This is a genomic window from Halomonas sp. (assembly GCF_033549285.1).
Classification (GTDB): domain Bacteria; phylum Pseudomonadota; class Gammaproteobacteria; order Pseudomonadales; family Halomonadaceae; genus Halomonas.
Genome location: NZ_JAWSUJ010000045.1, coordinates 14,677 through 32,175, shown reverse-complemented (window position 1 = coordinate 32,175; position 17,499 = coordinate 14,677). Strand labels below are relative to the sequence as shown.

The following is a 17,499-nucleotide window of genomic DNA, read 5'->3' as shown; positions in this document are numbered from 1 at the left end:
CGCGGTGGCGCTGATCCAGCCACTACGCGACGTATAAGGCAAGCGGAAATCGGCACGCCTTGGAATGATCGCTTACGCTGGAGATAACCATGACGAAGGGCAAGCAGATGATGATGGCCATCACCAGGATGCCCTGCACCATGGGCAGCGCCTGCTTGAGCATATCCATGCCGGCCTGGAAGGGCAGGATCGACAGGGTACCGCCAATGGCCGAGCCGGCGGTGACGGTGGCATCCCAGAAGTTATTGCCACCATCCAATCCTCGAAACCCCACCACCGCCTGATCCAGGTTGCCGCTGGCCGCACCCGAGCGGGGGCTAACCAGGCGCCGTATCACGTAGTCCTCGGCGTCACTGCCGGTGAAGACGCTGCGGAAGTCATCCCAGAATCCTGTGCTCACCTCGTCATGCAGCCGGGACCTCAGCCCTACGTTCTCCGCTGACCACCACTCCTGGCAGGAGGGATAGCCCGGCATCCCCGGGCCGGTATTGGGCCGGGAGACATCCCGGCTGGCATCGTAGGGGAAGCCGGCGATGGGCCGCCCGGCGTAGAAGCTGTCGTAGTAGCCGGGCGTGATCTGGAAGTAGCGGGCGCCGATCCAGTCCACCTCCATGGCACGTGTCGCCTCGATGGCACTTCCCTCCTGCAGCAGCCGATTGCGCGCCGGGCCGAAGCACTGGCGCTGGAACTCCCCTACCTCCTGTTGCAGCCCTGGGTCTTCGATACTATGCAGGTCCAGTTCCATGCGGATGGACTCGAAGTCCGTCGAGCAGGGAATGGCGTGGACCGCCGCCGCGGTGACCCCATGCGATACCGCATGCACGCCCGCCCACCACAGCGGCATCCTGGCCTGCTGGCCACCGATGGAGTTCTCGGTGGCTCCAAACGCCCCCTCGGACCAGCCGCCGGAGGCGAACTGGCGGGTGCCGCACTCCAGCGATCGGCTCTCGTCGATATCGGCGGTGGCCAGCTGGATCTGCAGCAGCGGCAGGCAGGTGAAGGCGTAGGCCAGGATCATGGCGTAGAGCCGGGTCTCGATACGATTGACCGTGAGGATACCCTTGGTCCCGGCCTCGTCGCCCTCCTGGCGGGCCTTGAACCATTCAGAGAGCACCAGGGTAATGAACGGCACCGCGGCGATGCCGGTACCCACCATGACGTTCCAGATGGCGTTGTTGATGATCCAGCCGAGTAGCGTCATGGCATTCGAGAAGTAGTCGAACACCACCAGCGGCGCGGTGAGCAGGCCTCCCATCAGGCACCTCCCAGCCGATTGATCAGGTTGGTAACCTCGATGAGGGCCAGGATGCCCAGCGCCATCGCCTCGAGTCGCCGGAGCTTGGCGAGCGCCTGCCGGCCGTCGTCATGATCCTGGCGCAGCCGTGCCACCGCCCGTGGGCGCAACTTGCGCCACCAGACCAGGGCCAGGGCGACGTAGAGGCTCAGCCGCCAGGCCAGCAGCCACGGCCATGCAGCCTGCCAGGCACTATGGTGGGCCTCGAGCCCACCCAGCAGCCGCACGCTGATAGCTAGAATGACGCCGCTAATCAGCAACATTCCGATCAGTACCGCCATGGCGACCAGCAACGACGGCCAGCGGGCCGGATTCATCCAGGAGAAAGCGCGTCGAGCCATCAGTCGCTTCCCCCCTCGCCGGCTGGGCGGCCGCGGCCATCCAGGGCCGCATCAGGGCGGAAGGTCTCACCCTGGGAGGCGCCCTGACTGCGCCGGGAGGCCCGTTCCAGGGCGATGCCGGCAGCACTGTTGCCCAGCGCCTGGCGGATCTCCATCTCGGATCGCAGCGACTCGATATCGCGATCCAGAGCCACCAGCTTGCGATCCAGCGCCGACATGCCCTGCTCGTTGTCGGCGATGCCCGGGTCACTGCTGCCGGCCAGCAGCAGCCGGCGCGCCCACAGCGCCTTGGTCAGCGTCCGGGCCAGTGCCATCTCGCCACTCAGGCGATGGATCAGCAGCGAGGCCTCGGGATCGGTGCGCAGGGACTCGATCACCCCACGGGACACGGTAAGGCCGTCACCGGCGGAGACCTGGCGCAGGTTCTCCGGGGTCAGCGGCTCGCTGCCGTCGACCAGACTCAGGAGCTTGCCGTAGACCTCCTGCTGCTCACGCTCCAGCTCGCGGACCAGGCCACTACCAGCCTGGGTCTCGCTGCGCTCGCAGCCGTCGCAGGTGCGAATCGACTGCTCGCCGATCACCGCCTGGGTCCACTCGGCGGCCTCCTCCGGGCTCTGCCAGACCGTGCACATGCCGCCCAGGCAGCTTCCCGTCCCGCTGCCTGACCCCGAGCCGCCACCGCTCACACCGGAAGTGCTGGCTAGCCCGCCGCCGCCGATCCAGCTGCCTTCGTTGGTGGCCACCGACCCCCAGCCACCACCGCCTCCGGCGATGGGTGCCGTGCTGGTGGTATCGGTACGCCCATGCAGCAGGTTATAGCCAGCGCGTGCAGTGTCCTCGACCACACGAATCGGCGCCTGACTCTGGCCACCGCGGCGCTGGCCCCCCACCCAAGTCACGCCCTGGTTGCCACCGGACTGGTCGACCTGCTCCTGCGCCGCAACGACATCGGCGTTGGACTGGGCCGCACTCTGCCAGCTCTCAGCCATGGCCATCTGCTGCCATCCCTGGCCAGTGACCATATCGGCCATGCGCTCGGACATCTTGCGGCAGGACATCGACGCCCGGTCGAAGTCCACCCGCCCCTGCAGCACGCCGTTGCTTAGCAGGTCATAGAGCCCGGGGTTGGCCCGCTGGATGACCATGGCAGGCAACGAGGCCACCGCACTCTGGGCGTTCTGAACCACCGTCCCCATCAGGTTCTGGAAGCCGTTGGTGATGCCGTTGAGCTGGTTGGAGACCGTGGCGCCGATATCGAAGTTGCCGCAGGTGGCATTCATGTTCCAGCTGATGCCGATTCCACGGCTGTTGGGGTTGTAGCCCCGTCCGGCGGAGACGCTGAAAGGCGAGGCGCCGCCGATCTGGTAGTAAAGGGCATCGGCGGATTGCGCCTGAGCCTGGGCAGCATGGGTAGACAGCAGCCCCACCACCAGGGCGCCGGCCAGCGGCGCAAGGGCGAAGCGTCGCATACGAATTCCTTTCATCGGCTTCTCTCCTTCAGGGGACTGCATATAGCAGGGTCTGCCCGCGGCGCTTGCAGCAACGATAGGGGCGCCACAACGACCAGGCGTAGTCACCGCCGGTATCCAGGCGGTCGTCATAGGTGTCGGCCACGCCGCGGTCCGGCCACACCCGGCAGGATTTGCTCATGCTGGGCGTCAGGCGCTGCCAGCGATGCGTAGAGGGGTCACCCTCCTTGACCGGTCCGGGCGGCCAGTAGCCGTCGCGGCTGGAGGCCACCAGCGGCGTGTAGACGTGAGGCTGCCCCGTGCGAGTGACGATGTCGGCAGAGCGTTGGGCAGTGGTCGCCGCCGTCTTGTAGTCGTGCACCTGGGTCAGGAAACCGCTGCGCGGATAGATATTGCCCCACAGGTCGCCGGGCTGGCCCAGCTCACGCATGCCGGGCGTGAGTGCCTCCGGATAGAGCGACTCGGGAATCCCGCTGCGCCACGCCAGGGCGTCCAGGGTCGAGAGGTGGTAGGGCTGGAAGGGTGTCGCTGCCCCAGCGCACGACATGCCGAAGGCGCTGGCGAAGCTGCTGAAGGCACCGCCGGCCGGGTGTCCGATGGCGTCCACGTTCTTGAAGCGCAGGTGCTCATGTCGCGCCCGGTTGGCATCCGAGGTGCTCTGCCCGCCTGCCAAGGCCTCACCCAAGGGTGGCGAGAGGGTGGCCACTTCCCACCAGGGGTTGTCGCCGGTGTTCTCGTAGCTGGAGACCACCAGCTCGGGAATGTAATGTCGCACCTGCACCGAGGTGCGTATCGAGCAGCCCGACCAGGAACAGTTGAGCCAGACACAGATGCCGATGACCTGATAGTCCAGGCATTGAGTAGAAATCGACGACGCCACAATCTCTGGTGTTGTCAGAGCATGAGCGGGTCTCTCCGACACACCAAGACTCAGCAACGCAATGCTCAATAGGGCGCCCAGGTTCTTAAAACGCATCATTGGCGCCTCTCCTGCCCCAGGAGACGTTGGGCCTCCCTCATCGCCTCAGCCACGTCCAGCTGGCCGTAGATCACATGGCGACCATCGATCACCACGGCGGGGACTTTCTCCACTCCCAACTGCCAGGCCCTGACCAGCCCGAGATAGCTATCGGCATAACGGTCGGCCGTCTCCTGCCACTCAGCAGTCGCCATGCGCTCACGCATCAGAGCTGCAGCAACTTCGCGATCAGCGGGCAACTGCTGAGACAGCAGCGCATCCAGTCGTCCAGGCGCATCGAGCTCGATCACCGCCACGCCCGAGGGCACATTGACGACCGGCTCTCCAGCTATGGTAAAGACTTCGATGGCTGGGTCAGCGAGTGCGGGGCCTACCAAGCAGGCAGACAGGCCAAAGGCGGCCAGCCAGCGGCGTGGGTGGTGTCTCTCCATGCTTGCCACTCCAATAGATCAAGGAACTGGCACAGCATTGCCGAGTACATCAAGAGAGACAGCAAGAAATGTTAATTCCGTTGAGAGATGTTTTCTGGCCCAGCCATCAAAGGCTCACTAATCACTAAACCCCACTCATAGCCGAAATCATCTTCGTTTATCTGACTAAGAACATTGATTCAAACCCAAGCTGCCACCATAATCCTTCTCAACATTCACTAGCACGAGGAAGTTTATGTCCATTCTCAACACCTACATGCAGAAGGAACAGCAGCTCAAGCAGCTCCAGGACGAGCTCGACAAGCTGAAGAACGACGACCGCCTGAAGACCGAGCTAGATTTCAAGAATCACCTCGAAGACCTGATGCGCGAGTTCGACAAGTCAGCCGCTGACGTCATCAATCTGCTGGATCCAACGCATACCGCTGACAAGAGCTCCAGCAGCGCCAAGAGCACCGGCCGCGCCAAGCGCAAGCTGAAGATCTACAAGAACCCCAACACCGGCGAAGTCGTCGAGACCCGCGGCGGCAACCAGAAGACGCTGAAAGCGTGGAAGGATGAGTATGGTGCCGAGACCGTAGAAAGCTGGCTTGTTAGGACTGAGGACTAATACCCTCATAGCCGGCCTGCCAGTGGTTGGCAGGCCGGCTGCTTTCGGCCGAGGCTGTGTGAAAACCCAAGAATCCGTTGCCTGTTCCCGCATCCGGCCGTCAGGCCCCGCCGAGCGGTCAACGAGACGTCTCAAAGCACTTCCGTGATCACATATACGAGGTTATTCAAAATCGCGCGCCCCGAAAAACCTTTCCTGGAGAGCGTCATAGGGCGCTACAGGCGCCACAGAAAGCGGCAGGCACACTATGCCTGCATCGCCTGAATCAAACCCTTGGTGCCGAGGATCTTCATGACGCGTTTCATGTTATAGGCCAGCACGTGAAGGCTCATTTCCGTGCTGACGTTCTTGAGGCTCTTGGTCAGAAAATGGGTCGATCCCATCCAGGCCTTCAGTGTGCCGAACGGGTGCTCGACTGTCTGGCGTCTGAGACGCATCATCTCCGGTTTCTGGTCCAACCTAGACTGTACTGCCTCAAGCACACCCTCATGCTGCCAGCGTTTGATACGCCGATGTTTACCAGTGGTACATTGCCCTTTCATCGCACAGGTTGGGCAGGCTGAACTCCAGTAACAATGCAGCGCCTGATCCTTTTCGACGCTCTAGAAACGCCAGATCAGTCGCTCTCCCGCAGGGCAGCGGTATTCGTTGCTTTCGGGGATGAAGATAAATTCTTCTCTGGGAACATCCCCTTGGCCTGGCTCGGTGAGGTTTTCGGTTTGGGGAGATAGGTGGTGATACCGGCCTTATGGCACTCGAGAATTTCTTCTCCCTTAAAGTAACCTCGATCAGCCACGACGGTGAGATCTTTGATGCCGCTGGCATCACGCGCCTGATTGGCCATCCTGTAAAGTTGACTGCGGTCACTGCCAACGTTGGTGACCTCATGGGCGATGATCAGGTGATGCCGGTTATCCACAGCCGTCTGTACGTTATACCCCACTACCCCAGTGCCTCGCGTCGTCATGGAGCGGGAATCGGGATCCGTTAACGAGACCTGTTGGTCAGGTGCCTGGGTTCTTTGTATTTCAATGGCTTGTAGTTTCTGCACTTCCTCGGTGAGGGCGGCGATCTTTTCCTTCAGCTGTGCTGCCTGCGCCTCTGTGACAGCGGGGTCGCCTTGGTCACCTGAGTCGAGTTGGCGTAGGTAACGCTCGATGCTTTTCTCTATCTCCTCTGCGCGCCGTTTCATCTTGGCAAACGTAAAGTTGCGGTCACGGTTGTTGACCGCCTTGAACTTGCTCCCGTCGATGGCCACGATCGCTTGTGTGAAGAGCCCCAGACGCCGGCAGAGAACGACAAAGTCTCGGCAGGTGGCGCGGATCGCCTTGCCGTTGTGCTTTCGAAAATCGGCAATCGTCTTGAAGTCCGGTGCCAGGCGCTCTGTCAGCCACATCAGCTCGACATTGCGCTGCGCCTCCCGCTCCAAGCGGCGGCTGGATTGGACACGATTGAGGTAGCCGTAGAGGTAGATTTTCAGGAGTACAGCGGGGTGATAGGCTGGCCGGCCGGTAGCATGGGGATCGACACCCTTGAAACCGAGTTGTCTGAGGTCCAGGGCCTCAACGAAGGCCTCAATGGCTCGGACCGGGTTGTCCTCCGAGACAAAATCATCAAGAAGCTCAGGGAACAACGTGGATTGAGACCGGGACTCACCTGCAACGAAGCGCTTCATCGGCACCTCCACGAGCTGTCACGGGTAGAGTATAGCGGTAGCCACGTTTTCACACAGCCTCGGCCAGAAGCGGTCGTTGGGTGTGTGACGACCCAGGCGGAGTACTGCTGAAGCCACGGCGAGTCGGAATTCTGAAAGCCGCTTACCGGCGTCTATAGAGATTCACTTTTATAGTGTCAGTTAAGAACTCACTAACACTCCACGAAGAAATAATTTTCCTTGATTTAAGCCACCTGACAAAATCCTGATTCTCGGGAGTATTTTGTAGTCTCGGCACATGGTACCCAGTTTTTATTTCGGAAAATGGCTCCGGCAAGTTGCTCAATACATGATGCACTTCATCATCCGTCATAAGAGAGTGGAATTTATTAAAGAGCGAAATTTGCGTCGCTATAGGCGAAGAATGCGTTACCAAGGATTGCGCAACACTCCCATCAAGGTTGGATATTTTGGCGTCGGCTCTGTCAATGATCGAACCGATAAGTGCTGATCGCTCGGGAAGGTCTACGAGCGTCCATAGGTCCATCAATTCGACTACCCCGAGTTTAGCTTCATCATCAATTTCAGATCGAAGAAGCTCCTCTCGAAAGGCATCATCTAGCGCAAAGTTTTCTGGATCGGCCAGATATACATCAACGTTGGCTGCTACGAATCGTACCTCCAGGTCCCTCTTTTCAGCGAGCATGTTAAGATTTTCCTTAGTAAATGAGACTTTTCCTTCATCTATAAGGATTCGAATTTTGGTTGGTTCTATTCCTTCTGGTAGTACCTTGATTGGCCTCGGCAGGGCGCAAGCATAGTCTTTGTAGGCGGCATCAGAGAGCGAGCCCGCCTCGAATAGGAACAGACGCAGTTGACGTGAATTCGATTCGCTTGGTATGGGATGTTGCAGGATAGCTGTACGGATCACATCTTGATCAAGATAACCAATCAGGCTATCCGCCTCGAATCCTTCGCCTTTCATGAAAGCCAGGCAGTTCTCCCAAGTTGGTTCGATTAGTTTTAACTTGAAAAGCATTGCGTGCAATCTATCTGGCACGCCTTCTAGAGTTGGCAGTAGGGTCGTCTGACGTACAAGAAACTCCCGAAGATCAGCCTCATCAAGTGCATCTTGGCGAACCACGGCCAGAATTGCTGGTGCATCCTCTTTAGAGTTTTCTTCAAGCTCCAAAAGCACATTGTAAAAGTAGCGATAGAAATCGCGTTCGATCCGATTCATCAAGATTGTGTTATTCTTCGAACGTAAGGTCGTAAAGTTCTTCTCGCGTAGTGACTTAAGATCGTCCTCTCCCAAAATCGCTTGATAGACGTACTCAAAGTTCGGAATCGTGAGTTCGAAAATCCCCTCCTCGAACATGAAACTTACAACTTCAGAGTGCTCTTTTATTTCAGCAAATTTTTTAACTTCAAAGCCAAGACATGCAACGCGCTCGGGATCTAGCTCCGGTGAATTAACCAGAATCTCAGGAAGGTTATCCGCGACGAATCCCGGTAACTCGTCAAACTCCCGAGCGAGCTCTTTGAGCGAGGCTTGAGGTAGATTAGATACCATTTGGGTGACGTGGGAAATATTGTTAGGGCTAGCAATGGCAGCTGGCACTAGACCTTTCCAAGCTTTGACTAGTCCCGAAAGAAGTCCTACAACATTTTGGCCGCTTGTGTAATAGGCATCAAAAAACTCCTCGCAGCTATCAAATTCAGACGAGAGAAGTTCGAAAAGTTTCTGTATTTGGTCGGGGTAACTGCCCCGGTCACTCAGTAGGCTATCGACAAGTTTAACGTTCAAGACATATCTTTGCCGGAAGTCTTCATCTCGCATCGCTGCGATGACCTCTCTTGGATTGTCGATTAGAAAACCCGGATTAGGCGTGACGAATGCCCTAATTTGAATCAGAAATTTATTATCATTGGGCGACAAACGGCCTGAGTGAAAGAGTGATGTATATTGGTAGTAGGTATCGTCGAGATGACCTTCCAGTATCAGAAAACGGGCAAGCTCTCCGTTTTCCCCGAAGTTATCGAAAAGTTCATTTAAACGATCAGCGTTCAAACGCAATAGTTCGTTAAGCTTATTCGTTCGAAGCGCAGAGATCTTTGACCTCAGGTCACGTATTTGGCGCAAGCTCTTGTTCTTATTGTCAGCTGCCTTACTCTCGATCTCTTCCTTACGTTGCAAGTAGGATTTCTGAGGGTCCACCTCTCTTTGCACCTTAGAAACATCGACCTGATTTTGACCATTGCCGTGGCGGACGATAAGACGGGAAGCCTCTATAAGTTTATCAAATTCATCATGGCTGACCAGCTGTGGAAGGGTGACCCATTGTGCCCCATCAATACGAACGCTGTTTACATTCGGTGGAAGCTTCTCAATCAGAGCCATGGCATAGATTTGCCGCAACTCTTTCAGATCCGAAGGCGTCTGTCGCTCGGCGACTTCAAGTTGCTTTTCGAGTTCTGCAATCTCGGTTCTATACATGACCTCACCATGCTTGATGAGCTCATCTTGTAGATTCAATACTTGAGCGAGAGCTCCTGCGCCGCGGTGCAGTTGCTCAAAGTCCCTTGGATAGACGTTTTTATAGATTAGGATTGCGAGGAGCTTATTGGAGTCGAGCAGATTCTCTCCATCAGTTTCCAAATTAGCCATATAAATGGCGTATTCATTAAAGATGTTCTGAATCAACCTCAGGTCATTCAAGTATCGTGAGACCTCTCTCAGAAACTGCCGATCAAGGCACCCATCGAGCTCAAGCCTCCTTCCCTGCTTCAATACCATGTCGATCGAATTCGATGTATTGATGATCGGTATGACGGGAATGATGAATTCGAAGAACTTGGTTCGATCTGTGTTGACAAACATATCGTCGCGCAGCGCGTAAAGGAACCTGATGGTGCGTTTCACGCCAGCATTCTCATTCACGAGACTATTAATTTCGCGCAGTGTGACGAAAATTTCAGCGTCATTGAATCGATCAATATCTTCAATGATCACAAGATCGTAATTGGTTGATTGAAAGAAGTAGACTATTTCGTCTAGATGACGGTTCAGTATGGACGCCTGGTCATCATGTGCAGGCTTTATCTCAACATCCTTCAACGAAATGCTCTTGAGTGACAGACCGAAGCTTGCAACATAAAAGTGATGCAGTGTCACCCAAAGGAATATTCCCGCGAGCAGGGCGATTCCCAGGCTTACTCCATTATTGAGCTCTAGCGGAACAAAAAAAGTGCCGTTGATAATATCTTCTCGGTGATAAAACACGAACCAAATCGCAAGAACCCCAAGAATTATAAAAAGAGATTTAAAAATAGAGAAAACACCAGGCGACTGAATTCTTTTGAACCGTGATAATGGAAGCTTGTTTGCGTCAGCACCATACAGCATCTGCTGCAGGATGCTTCTCTCAATCTCTTGACGGCTGACCTTTTCGTCCTCGGAACCAGCCTCGGGAACGAAAGCAGCGAGAGAAATATGAAGCGCAGACCGGCGATACTTCTTCAAGAAGGACTGGATGATGCTGCTCTTGCCTGACCCATAGGGCCCCGTTAGGGCAATATTCGAGACCTTCTCATTGTTCATAGCAAACAAAATCGCTTCGGAATATACTCCAGCCTTGTCTGCTTCATCAGTTGGCGCGAGGTCCACGAACTTCGATTGCACTTCGGTGGAGCGGTCTTTACTTTCCAGCCAAGACGCGATGCTATAGAGGCTATTAGAAAGCCAGCGTGTTAGTGACATGACACTATTTATCATACGATGCTTAACCACCCTAAACTTCAAGAAACGAAAATTCACGACAGACCGACTTCAATTACACTACTTCTGCCTATTCGCACTTGATTTTTAAATTGTATGCTTTTATAAAAACGTCCGAGTGAAAACAATATTTCATATTTTAATGCTCTACTCACAGATACCATTGAACGTCTAATCATCATTTCGGATCGATAGCAAGTCCGTACCGATCCCTTCTCACGTTAACTCTGTGCGCGATGCTGTTTCCATTACCAGCATTGCAGAAAGTGGCCTATGCCACTGACTAGCAGGCATAAGACTTCTCAAGCTATGATTGGATGAAGGTGTCGCCATGCTTATCCGAAAAATGCAGTAAACAAAAGCCCACTCCAAGCAATTGATACGAACAACTATCAATTTTAATCATGCTACGAGTCGAAATTTCGCGTGCCCACAGCATTTTCTGTCATGCCCGCTTTGGGTCGAAAGCTATCTATCAGCATAGACTAACATTTCCCATCCGGCCAGAAGCGAAACATCAGGTGAGCTTTATATAAAGCTGGCATTAGCCGCCCGGCCGGAGCGCCCGAGGGCGTGGAGATCTGGTCGACTCAATGCCATTGTTAGTCCATGACTAGACCTGATAGCCCGCACCCCGCAGTTCGTTTAACATCTCGTGCTTCCACTGACCGCCAGCATCGAGCGTTACATAGACTACACCGCTTATGTCATTTGGTGTCTCTACATCATCCTTAACCGTAGCTACCACGCGAGAACGGCCAAGCTTGGCGATGAGGTACCCATGCTCAAAGACTACGTTTTGGCGGGCCCGCCTCTTAAAAGTCAGCGTGTCTCGCTTGGCGCCAACGTCACAGGGGGTGTATAGGACGATGCCGAACCCGACGTTCGTATACTCTTCGATTTTCTCGATGATTGTTCTTCCGCCGCTCGCCTGCATGTGAAGAATGATAGGCTCTAGACCGAGACCCCGAATAAAGTCGGCCATATCAAGCTTCGCCGGTTCATCATGTCCATGCACAATGAACACTTGACTCTTGTTGAAGGCGCTCCCCGGATCCGGTGGCCTATTCGCTACCTCCTGATCTTGTAGGCGTGCATGCTTTGAAGCCGCAACCTGTGGGGGTGTCGCCAATCCCCGCCGAACGAGGATCTCGAACAGATCTTCATCTTTTACAGCCCAATGTGTGCGGGAGAGCTCCCAGCGACCGAGGCCAATATCTACCCTGAGGGATTCAACGGCACCCGGCTCCAATGGGGAAATAGCAGGCTCAAATTCAAAATAGACGGCGACACCCGTTGGACGGACCTTGATCTCGGTAATGTAGCCAACCCGTGAGGCAACGGGCTCCCCCTCGCAGACAAAAAGGGTTGGGAAAGACTTCAGCTCCTCGATAGCGGATTGGTCCAGTGACTTGTATCTTTCGCTAATCTCATCCGTAGTGTATTCCGTCGCAACGCGCCCACGCTCAAATTCGACAGGGCTATTCTGCCACGAGTCTGCCCCGCACCTAATCAACAGGTTAAACAACATCCCCTCCTTACCGTTGATACTGGCTACCAACTAACAGGTATTAGACGGCACGTTTTTCTGGTTAATTTTGTGTGCCAAAATTCTTGCAAGCTCTTGACCCTATATAATTTTAATTACTATTATGCTACATATCCAAAACTCGCGCGCCTGCTGCATGTGCCTGAACGGCCGCTTTGGGTCGACAGCAGCCTTTGAGAAACATCTAACCGACCTTAGTTGTTCAGATAACGGTTTGTCCAGAAAAGATGGCTCTTCTATGGTCTCAGACTGCTCAGAGCCTCGTTCAGCGCCTTCAGTGCTTGATTATTCTTCTTTTCCCCCATCTTGCTGATATTGGCAAGCTTCCACATCACAGCGGGCAGCTGGCCAACACCCTGAACAGGGAATAGCGACCAATCAGGCACACCCTTCTTGAACGACAGTAAAAAGCGAACGTCATCGTCGGTGATGAGCTGACCCAGGCGTTCCAACAGCCTATGGCGCACTTCTTCCAGCTGCTGCAGAGGAATATCAGTTCTGGCCATACCGACAAATTCCTTGCGGTAGACTGCTTCCAGCGGCTTCATTCGCGGGTTGATGATTTCGTTCATCGGCCTGGGGTGACCGAGCAGGTAGACCAAGAAGCCTTCAAAGATACTGCGGTCCAGGCCGTCTTGGTCCAGCAACAGCTTCACATCGAAAAGATCACGAGGGTGCTGGCGATCCAGAGCGGCGCAGAGCTTGCCACCGTAGAGATCCGGCATCGACACAACCTGCACCGAGGCAAAGCCGTATTCGTCTTCCACCGTCTCGACCACATCGAGCCGCTGAGGCGGATGCACGGTGCCGCGAAGCACTGGCGAAACCTCGAGTGTCACCTGGCTGTGACCTCGGCGCACCAAGACTCTGAGTTCATCATGGCGGTTACTCTTGAGCTCGGCGTTCACCCCAGGGAGTTGAACACCGATGGCCTGTGCCAGTCGTTGTAAAGCCTGGCGACAACGGTGCAGTGTTACATCCCGAGGTTCCAGCGGCAGGTAGGCGAGGTCGATATCGACCGACAAACGCGGGAAGGGCTGGACGAAGAGGTTGATGGCCGTGCCGCCCTTGAGAGCAAAGCAGGGCTCGTCATTCAGAAAGGGCAACAGCGCGACCAGCAGGCGCACCTGTTCGTGATAGCGGGCCTCAATGCTCATCCGTGAACGCCTCCGGGACCGTGACCTGATATTCCTTGTCCAACCGCCCCCCTTTGCAGAGCTGCCGCTTGCCCTTCCCCAGGTCGAGGCTGTGGGTTTCAAGTCGATGGTACCAGGCGTGGCCGGCATGGCGAGCCAATACCAGAAAAGCACGTTTGGTCTTCACTGAGCGGCACCCTGCCAGCAGCGCCTGTAGCCGGCGCGGGCGCAGCGTATTGAGCCCGGTGAAGGTATCCACCAGCTCGCTGCTGAACAGCAGCTCGTTGGGCGTGATGGCGATCCACTCGAGGATAGCGCGCTCCGGAGTCGAGACCCGAATGGAAAACCCCACCCCAGACGGGTTGTAGTCCGTGAAGCTGCCGGGGAGATCTCCCGGCAGCCCCTTGTCCCGGTGCAGGTCGATAGCCCCGGCCCAGTCGGCTTGCTCCAGCCACAGCGGCAGCTGGGAGCGGCGCTCCGCCCCATACAGGTGAGTGGTGTCATGCCCGATGGGCAGATAGTGGACGAATCCCTGCAGGGACAGGGCGGTCTGGCCGCCCGGCCAGAACGGCGGTGCAGCGGGGTCGCTCAGCGCCTGCAACGCAAAGATCCCGCTCTCCCAGGTCAGCGGGTCACCTGCCCGACAGTAGGCACCTCGCCCGAGGCGCCTTAGCCAGCCCGCCTCTGTGAGCTTGGCTGCATGATTGGCGCTGATGCCGTGGGCCTCCAGCCACGCAGTGGTCACCACTGCGCCATGAGGGATTTTCTGCCACAGCTGGTTTATTTTCATCGCCATAGATTGCCTAATCAGCCAACTATGGTGCTCATCTTAAACCATCATGGTTTAAGATGAGCCTCTGAAATGGAAAATCAGGCCAACTTAAGCAACTTTTCTAAACCCACATCTACGCCAAGGGTCCGATCCCCCGGGCCTCGTCCAGCCGCTGGGCGATATGCAGCACCGCTTCGAGTTCCGAGCAGCCCTGCTCGCGCATCACCCGCATGCGCTCGGCCTTCTCCTCACCTTCCGTGCCGGCCAGGGCCAGGTAGAGGCTCGGCGGTACCACCCGGAACAGCGCCTCCAGACGCCCTGACAGCACCACCCCTTCGGTGTATTTCTTGGAGACCTTGGTGGCGGAGGCCATCAGCTTGCGCTGGGTGGCGGTGAGCTCCTTGAAGCGGCTGACCTGCTCGATCTCGTCGGGGGGCATGTAGAGGCACAGCCAAAACTCGATCATGTTGAGCAGCTTACGGGCTGCGTCCGGGAAGTCTTCGAGGTTCTGGGTGGCCATCCAGATCCAGTGTGAGAGCTTGCGCCCCATCTTGCCCACCTTGACCAGGTAGGGGCTGAGCAGCGGGTTGACGGTGAGCAGGTGGCACTCGTCGATGACCTGGACGATGGGCCGGCCGCTGTACTGGTCCCGCTCGGCCAGGTTAGTGATCATGTTGGTCACGCTGATCACCGCCAGGGCGAGTTGGGCCTCGTAGCCTTCTCGAGCGAAGTGGGCCAGGTCGATGATGGTCACGTCGCACTCTGGCCAGGCGCTGCCGGGCCGATTGAAGACCTCACCGTCGAAGCCGTCGCAGAACAGTCCCATGGCCTCGCCCATGTCATAGGCGCGGCGCTGCCGCTCCTCGGGGATCTCCGTCTCGCGTGAGATCGCATAGAGCGCCTCACGCACGTCCTGGGTCATGCAGTCGTGGCCCTCTTCCCGGCAGCGCTCCGCCGCCCGGTAGATGGCGTCACGTACCATGCGCCGGTCGGCACGACGAAACTCCCGCTCCTCCTTGGGGTCGCCGCCGGTGATCATCAGCCGGGCGGTGATCTCCATCTCGCCCAACAGGTCGCGCTCCTCGTCGGGCTGATCCTCGTCCTCCTCCAGGGGCGCCTCCTCGAAGGGGTTGGCGTCCTCGGCATCCCGGGCCAGGCGTCTCTCCTCCACCTCGTTCTCCAGCAGCCGCGTGGCCGCTGCGAACGGCGGCAGCCTGGCCCCACAGCCCGGCGACAGCTTGACCTGGTTGACGCTCATCCCCTTGCGCTCGAAATACTGGCCCAGCAGCCCGAAGCTGTTGCCCACCTCGATAATGAACAGCCGCGGGCGATGCATAGCCATGACCTGGCTCAACACGCCGTTCAGGGTGGCCGACTTGCCGGCCCCGGTGGGGCCGAACACCAGCATGTGGGCGTTGGCCGAGCGATCCTCGAGGTTCAGCGGGTCGAAGCTGAAGGTCTCGCCGCCACGGTTGAAAAAGATCATCCCCGGCCGGCCGGTACCGCGGCCGCGCCCGAACACCGGCGCCAGATTTGCCAAGTGGTGGACGTAGTTGAACTGGGTGTACCAGCGGTTCTTGCGATCCTGCTCCGGGTCGAAGTTCATCGGCAGCCAGCGCAGGTAGGTGTTCAGGCCGGCAACCTCGTCTTCAGGATCCACCGGCGAGAGGTTGACCTGCAGCAGCTGAGTGGCCAGCGCCATGCTGCGCTGCTGGAGGTCCTGCTCGTTCTCACCCATCAGGAAGAAAGCCAGGGTGCTCTGGTAGAGCTTGTGGTTCTGACCCAGGTAGCGGCGGGCGGTCTCGCAGTCCTCGCGGACCTGTCGGGCTAGCACGCTGTCGCCCACCGCCTTGCTGTGCAGGCGGTTGATATGGTCCTCCAGGGGCTCCTGGGGCGTCGCCACGATGGTCAGCACCGCCTCGGTGCCTTCAGGCAGCTTGTCCATCAAGGCATTGCTTGCCTGCCCGTCGGAGCGGCGCACCTCGCCGGTGAGATGGCCCACCACCGGCGCCCGGCGCATCTCCTCCACCACCACGCAGCACTGGGGCAGCCCATCGAACCACCAGAGCCCCGTCTCCACATCGCCGCGGGGCGAGTTGAAGAGCATTCCCTCGGCCAGGTCGTAGTTCCAGGCCACATCACCGGCGTCCTCGGGGTAGTCGCACAGGGCGTAGAAGCGCGCCGGATCATCGGGGGCCAGCCGCGGCCGCGGATTGAACCGCGGCAGCAGCCAGCGGTGAAAGGCGCGCCCGTCGTAGCGCTCCAGACGCAGGCCCGCGCCGTGCAACGCGGCGGCCAACCTATCGTACACCTGGTTGACCGTCTGCTCGGGAGAGAGCCCTCGCTGACGTTCCCCGGCCTTGCGCTTCTTGCCGAGCCAGCGGTAGAGCACCAGGCGCGTGCGACGGGTCTGGCCCCGCCAGCGGGTCTGGGTCACGCCGTCATCCTGGAACAGCCCACCCGGTTTGGAGATCGCCTTGAGGTGAGCGCCCATGCTCGCCAACCAGTCCTGGGTGAACTCGGTCTCCCGGGCCCGCGGCCGCACATAGTCCCGCATGCGCTCCAGGTCGGGGCGGGCGTCGACCTCGTCCTTGACGAAGAGCTGCACCACCCAGGGGTGCTGCTCATACTCCGGCAGGCTGTCCTGAAAGGCTGCCTCAATCTGGTCGCGAATCGCCTCCAGGGACTCCGGGGCGCGGCCCTCGGTGGCGATGGGGAAGACCTCGGCCACTACCCCCACCGAGACGCCGTCTTCCAGCAGAAAGCAGCCCGACTCGGGCAGGTACTCCACCCAGGGCAGGTAGTTGCTGAACGAGGGTGCCCGGCGGAAGTGCGCGCGCAACTCGGCCACGGAGGGCGCCTTGCCCCGGGGCAGAGCCAAAGGTCGCCCCTGGATATCATGTCTCAGGGCAGCGAGGGCATCTGGCTGGATCGACCGGGCTTCAGGGTCTCGCGCATAAGGCGGCGCCGATAGCAGCTCATCCAGCCCCTGTCCTTGGTCGCCATCATCGGCATTGGCACTCCCGAAGAGTCGATTCATCAGCGCATCGAACTGAGACATCAGAGAGCCCTCCCATCGACCCAGTCCGCAGTGGCTCGCGCACTCTCACCGGGCATGGCGTACTGAACGCGTTGATATAGGGGGAACACCGTCGAGTAGCCGGGTACCGGCACTTGCTCCGTACCTGCCAGGTGGGGAAAGACGTACATCACCAGGTCCGGGTTGGGCAGGCGGCGGAACTGGCTGTAGATCTCGTTGCCCACATCGCGGCTGTAGCGCAGGTGCTCCGTTACCATGTCGGCACTCTTCAGTGGACGGCGCAGCTCGCTGCGTACATCCAGCAGGCGGCGCTCACCGGTGCTGTGGCCGGCCTGGTGCTGCCAGATCTCCATCATGGTGGTATCACCCACCGGCATCAGCTCTTCCTGAGAGGTCGCACACCCGGTCATCGTCAGGCTCGTGAACAAGACCGCCATCGACATGGT

12 protein-coding genes and 1 pseudogene are annotated in these 17,499 nt (G+C 58.0%); 1 reads left to right on the top strand and 12 read right to left on the bottom strand.

Features of this window, described 5'->3' with window-relative positions:
- Positions 1 to 22: 22 nt before the first annotated feature.
- Genes SCI24_RS11685 through SCI24_RS11665 form a run of 5 tightly spaced genes read right to left on the bottom strand, consistent with a single transcriptional unit; the run spans position 23 to position 4,514 of the window.
- Positions 23 to 1,255, bottom strand: a complete 1,233-nt coding sequence (locus tag SCI24_RS11685) for a conjugal transfer protein TraG N-terminal domain-containing protein (protein ID WP_318725532.1) — start codon at positions 1,253 to 1,255, stop codon at positions 23 to 25.
- On the bottom strand, positions 1,255 to 1,635 hold the full coding sequence (locus SCI24_RS11680) for a hypothetical protein (protein ID WP_318725531.1): 381 nt from the start codon (positions 1,633 to 1,635) through the stop codon (positions 1,255 to 1,257). The genes SCI24_RS11685 and SCI24_RS11680 overlap by 1 nt, the downstream gene beginning before the upstream one ends.
- Positions 1,635 to 3,119: an integrating conjugative element protein gene (locus SCI24_RS11675; RefSeq protein WP_318725530.1), complete on the bottom strand. Its 1,485-nt coding sequence runs from the start codon at positions 3,117 to 3,119 to the stop codon at positions 1,635 to 1,637. The genes SCI24_RS11680 and SCI24_RS11675 overlap by 1 nt, the downstream gene beginning before the upstream one ends.
- A gap of 13 nt (positions 3,120 to 3,132) precedes the next feature.
- On the bottom strand, positions 3,133 to 4,083 hold the full coding sequence (locus SCI24_RS11670) for a TIGR03756 family integrating conjugative element protein (protein WP_318725529.1): 951 nt from the start codon (positions 4,081 to 4,083) through the stop codon (positions 3,133 to 3,135).
- Positions 4,080 to 4,514: a TIGR03757 family integrating conjugative element protein gene (locus SCI24_RS11665; RefSeq protein WP_318725528.1), complete on the bottom strand. Its 435-nt coding sequence runs from the start codon at positions 4,512 to 4,514 to the stop codon at positions 4,080 to 4,082. Before SCI24_RS11665 ends, SCI24_RS11670 begins: the two co-directional genes overlap by 4 nt.
- A gap of 235 nt (positions 4,515 to 4,749) precedes the next feature.
- On the opposite strand from SCI24_RS11665, the gene SCI24_RS11660 reads away from it, so the two are divergent.
- Complete coding sequence (locus tag SCI24_RS11660; protein ID WP_318725527.1) at positions 4,750 to 5,124, top strand: histone-like nucleoid-structuring protein, MvaT/MvaU family; 375 nt, start codon at positions 4,750 to 4,752, stop codon at positions 5,122 to 5,124.
- 245 nt (positions 5,125 to 5,369) lie between these two features.
- On the opposite strand, the pseudogene SCI24_RS11655 reads toward SCI24_RS11660, so the two are convergent.
- From SCI24_RS11655 to SCI24_RS11625, 7 genes and pseudogenes are all read right to left on the bottom strand, one after another.
- Positions 5,370 to 6,799: pseudogene (locus SCI24_RS11655) on the bottom strand (IS1182 family transposase).
- Positions 6,800 to 6,941: 142 nt separating this feature from the next.
- Positions 6,942 to 10,538, bottom strand: coding sequence for an ATP-binding protein (locus SCI24_RS11650; RefSeq protein WP_318725526.1), 3,597 nt, complete (start codon positions 10,536 to 10,538; stop codon positions 6,942 to 6,944).
- A gap of 631 nt (positions 10,539 to 11,169) precedes the next feature.
- Positions 11,170 to 12,084, bottom strand: a complete 915-nt coding sequence (locus SCI24_RS11645) for a nucleotide-binding protein (RefSeq protein ID WP_318725525.1) — start codon at positions 12,082 to 12,084, stop codon at positions 11,170 to 11,172.
- Between the two features lie 257 nt (positions 12,085 to 12,341).
- Positions 12,342 to 13,262: a nucleotidyl transferase AbiEii/AbiGii toxin family protein gene (locus tag SCI24_RS11640; RefSeq protein WP_318725524.1), complete on the bottom strand. Its 921-nt coding sequence runs from the start codon at positions 13,260 to 13,262 to the stop codon at positions 12,342 to 12,344.
- Complete coding sequence (locus SCI24_RS11635) at positions 13,252 to 14,031, bottom strand: type IV toxin-antitoxin system AbiEi family antitoxin domain-containing protein (protein WP_318725523.1); 780 nt, start codon at positions 14,029 to 14,031, stop codon at positions 13,252 to 13,254. The genes SCI24_RS11640 and SCI24_RS11635 overlap by 11 nt, the downstream gene beginning before the upstream one ends.
- 115 nt (positions 14,032 to 14,146) lie before the next feature.
- Positions 14,147 to 17,074, bottom strand: coding sequence for a conjugative transfer ATPase (locus tag SCI24_RS11630; protein WP_318725522.1), 2,928 nt, complete (start codon positions 17,072 to 17,074; stop codon positions 14,147 to 14,149).
- Complete coding sequence (locus SCI24_RS11625) at positions 17,074 to 17,496, bottom strand: TIGR03751 family conjugal transfer lipoprotein (RefSeq protein ID WP_318725535.1); 423 nt, start codon at positions 17,494 to 17,496, stop codon at positions 17,074 to 17,076. Before SCI24_RS11625 ends, SCI24_RS11630 begins: the two co-directional genes overlap by 1 nt.
- Positions 17,497 to 17,499: the final 3 nt, after the last annotated feature.